Annotated in this window: 2 protein-coding genes and 1 pseudogene; 1 reads left to right on the forward strand and 2 read right to left on the reverse strand. The window is 46.2% G+C overall.

All coding sequences use genetic code 11. The features are described from left to right. The coding region (locus DBO31_RS07230; protein WP_150824812.1) for a radical SAM protein at positions 1-649 on the forward strand (649 nt) is incomplete at its 5' end. 921 nt (positions 650-1,570) lie between these two features. Here DBO31_RS07230 and trpA read toward each other — a convergent pair. Then, positions 1,571-2,353: a tryptophan synthase subunit alpha gene (gene trpA / locus DBO31_RS07235; protein ID WP_059076593.1), complete on the reverse strand. Its 783-nt coding sequence runs from the start codon at positions 2,351-2,353 to the stop codon at positions 1,571-1,573. Beyond that, a pseudogene (locus tag DBO31_RS07240) lies at positions 2,346-2,813 on the reverse strand (pyridoxal-phosphate dependent enzyme); the annotation flags it as partial. The gene trpA and the pseudogene DBO31_RS07240, both read right to left, overlap by 8 nt.

A 2,813-nucleotide genomic window follows, 5' to 3' on the forward strand; every position in this document is an offset into this window, starting at 1 on the left:
CCCTGGCAGTCAGATTTTATCTACTGGCTCGTGGGGCTGCAATCTGACCTGCACATTTTGTCAGAACTGGCGCATATCCCAGGGCAGCCCTTCCTGGCAGGAATTGTCTCCCCGGAGAGCAGCCCATCTGGCCCGGAGCCTGAAAGAACGGGATAATATTGGTCTTGCCTATACATATAATGAACCGTCCGTGACGTATGAATGGATACGGGATACAGCACCACTGATCCGCGAGGCCGGGCTCTATAATGTGATGGTAACCAATGGATACATAGAAGACTCGCCTCTCCAATCGCTTCTCCCGCTTATCGATGCCTGGAACATCGATTTGAAAAGCTGGAGTGATGATTACTATCGGCGTATCTGTCAGGGCACATTATCCCCGGTTCTTCATACTATCGAAAAAGCAGCCGCTGTATCTCATGTAGAAGTAACCTGTCTCATTCTTCCCGGGGTCAATGATAATCCGGAAAATATGGTCTCCCTCGCCTCGTGGCTGGCATCCATCCGTCCGGATATTCCCCTGCATATTACACGATATTTCCCACGATATCACTGCACGCTGCCGCCGACTCCCATAGAAACATTGAAAACGCTGCAGCAGATTGCCTGTCAGTACCTGTCCCATGTCCATATGGGAAACGTATAAGGCGTGACATACCGTCGCGTTTATTCTATCATGGAATTGTTTTAAATATTTTACATACTCATAGGCTATTATTCCTTGTTTTTTCTCCTGAATATGGTATACTAACAACAGTCTTGCAAGGTAATTGCAAGGCAAACGGAAAAAGGATACTACCTTCTTTCCCTCTTATTTCCATTCTTTTCAGAATGAATAGTATACCCCAATACGAAACCCAATGAGTTACGAAAAAAGCGAGACATTAACCCCCGTCTCGCTTTTTTCATGCAATAATAGAATAGATTTTTCTGTAATTTTTTAATAATCGAATAAGACAAACAGAATATGTTATGGTATAATGTAGTCAAGAAAGAGAAAGGGGTGAGTCCAATGGGTTCAGAAGAAACAGCAGCCACGTATAGGTCCGACGAAAAGGGAGAAACAAGTAATACCGTAAGAAACGCAAGCGGAACGACAAGGCACGTAGCCTGGAGAAAGGAAAGACGAATTTCGTTGGACTGTCATGCATTATCAGACAATACAGTGTTCTGACCAGCCACTCCGACCAGGGAATCAGACGAACAAGGTAATCACTACGCAAAGGCATCCGGACCGTCAAGACGGGAGATGGATACGTACTAACCGGCGGTGAAGGTATCGGTCGGAAAGCACGGATACGAAGAATCCTGTTTACACTGTCATTGTTCGTTACAAGTACAAAAAGCAGCAGCATCTAAATCTTCGTTTACATAGATTACAACTGAATCGGTTTATGGTTTATGTAGTAAGCGAATGATTGTGTGTGATTTTTTGCGAGGTTAAAGATACCAGAACCAGAATAACTCATATCGACTGCACATAAGAAAGAAACGTAAGAAAACCCGGCGGGCATATGTCGTGTGCCCGCCGGGTTTATTTTGTCTCTGCAACTCCTGTTTCGTATATTTATTGTATACCGCGCATGGTTGCTTCCTTCATGGCTTTTACATAATCATAAATATGAGGAGCCGCATCATCTCCATATTTGGCAATAATCTTGACGATAGCGCTGCCGACGATGACACCATCGGCTATGGCACCGATTTTTTCGGCCTGTTCTGTCGTATTGATGCCGAACCCTACTGCCGCCGGCACATTAGTCACATGTTTTACGACATCGATGATTTCTTTGAGGTCTGTTTTGATTTCCGTACGTGTCCCAGTAACTCCCAAAGAGGAAACGATGTACAAGAACCCTTCTCCCACTTTTGCTATTTTTTCAATGCGATCTTTCGATGTCGGTGCAATCATAGAAATGATATCGATACCATGCGCTTTAGCTGCCGCCGCACATTCTCCCCTTTCTTCATAGGGCATGTCGGGAATGATGATGCCATCCATTCCCGTTTCTTCACAACGGGCGAAGAAACGGTCCGGCCCGTAGTGGAAAACGGGATTCAGATACGTCAGGAATACGAGTGGAATCTGTGTTTCTTTCCGCACTTTTTTTACCAGTTCAAATACGTCATCTATGCGCGTGCCGGCTTCCAGTGCCCGCAAATCAGCTTCCTGGATAACGACGCCTTCGGCAATCGGATCGGAAAAAGGGATTCCGATTTCTATTAAATCGGCGCCAGCCTTTTCCATGGTCATAATATATTCATAGGTTTTATCGAGTGACGGATCGCCGGCAGTCAGAAATCCGATAAACGCCTTGCCATCTTTAAATGCGTTGCCAATCTTACTCATGGATGTCCCTCCCTTTATATCTTGCAATAGCCGCTACGTCTTTATCTCCCCGGCCGGACAGGCAGACGATGATGATATCGTCTTTATTCATCTTCGGTGCTATCTGCATCGCATGGTACACGGCATGAGCACTTTCGATAGCGCAGATGATGCCTTCCGTGCGGGCCAGATATTCAAAGGCTTCTACGGCCTGATCATCTTTGACCGGTACATACTGGGCGCGGCCCGTTTCATGCAGGTAAGCGTGTTCCGGTCCGATACCAGGGTAATCGAGGCCAGCCGAAATGGAATATACGGCATCAATCTGCCCATCGTCGTTCTGGCAAAACAGGGACTTCATGCCGTGGAAAATACCGACTTTACCTTTGGCAATAGTCGCTGCATGGAGTTTCGTATCAATCCCCTTGCCGGCAGCTTCACAGCCAATGAGTTGTACGCCTGTATCAGGGATAAAATGATA

Origin of the sequence: Megasphaera sp. DJF_B143 (genome assembly GCF_900320625.1) — a bacterium.
GTDB classification, from domain to species: Bacteria; Bacillota; Negativicutes; order Veillonellales; family Megasphaeraceae; genus Megasphaera; species Megasphaera hexanoica.

Bases quoted from the DNA above. Each gene is read 5' to 3' on its own strand.
- trpA (WP_059076593.1), bottom strand. From the start codon at position 2,353: ATGAGTAAGATTGGCAACGCATTTAAAGATGGCAAGGCGTTTATCGGA.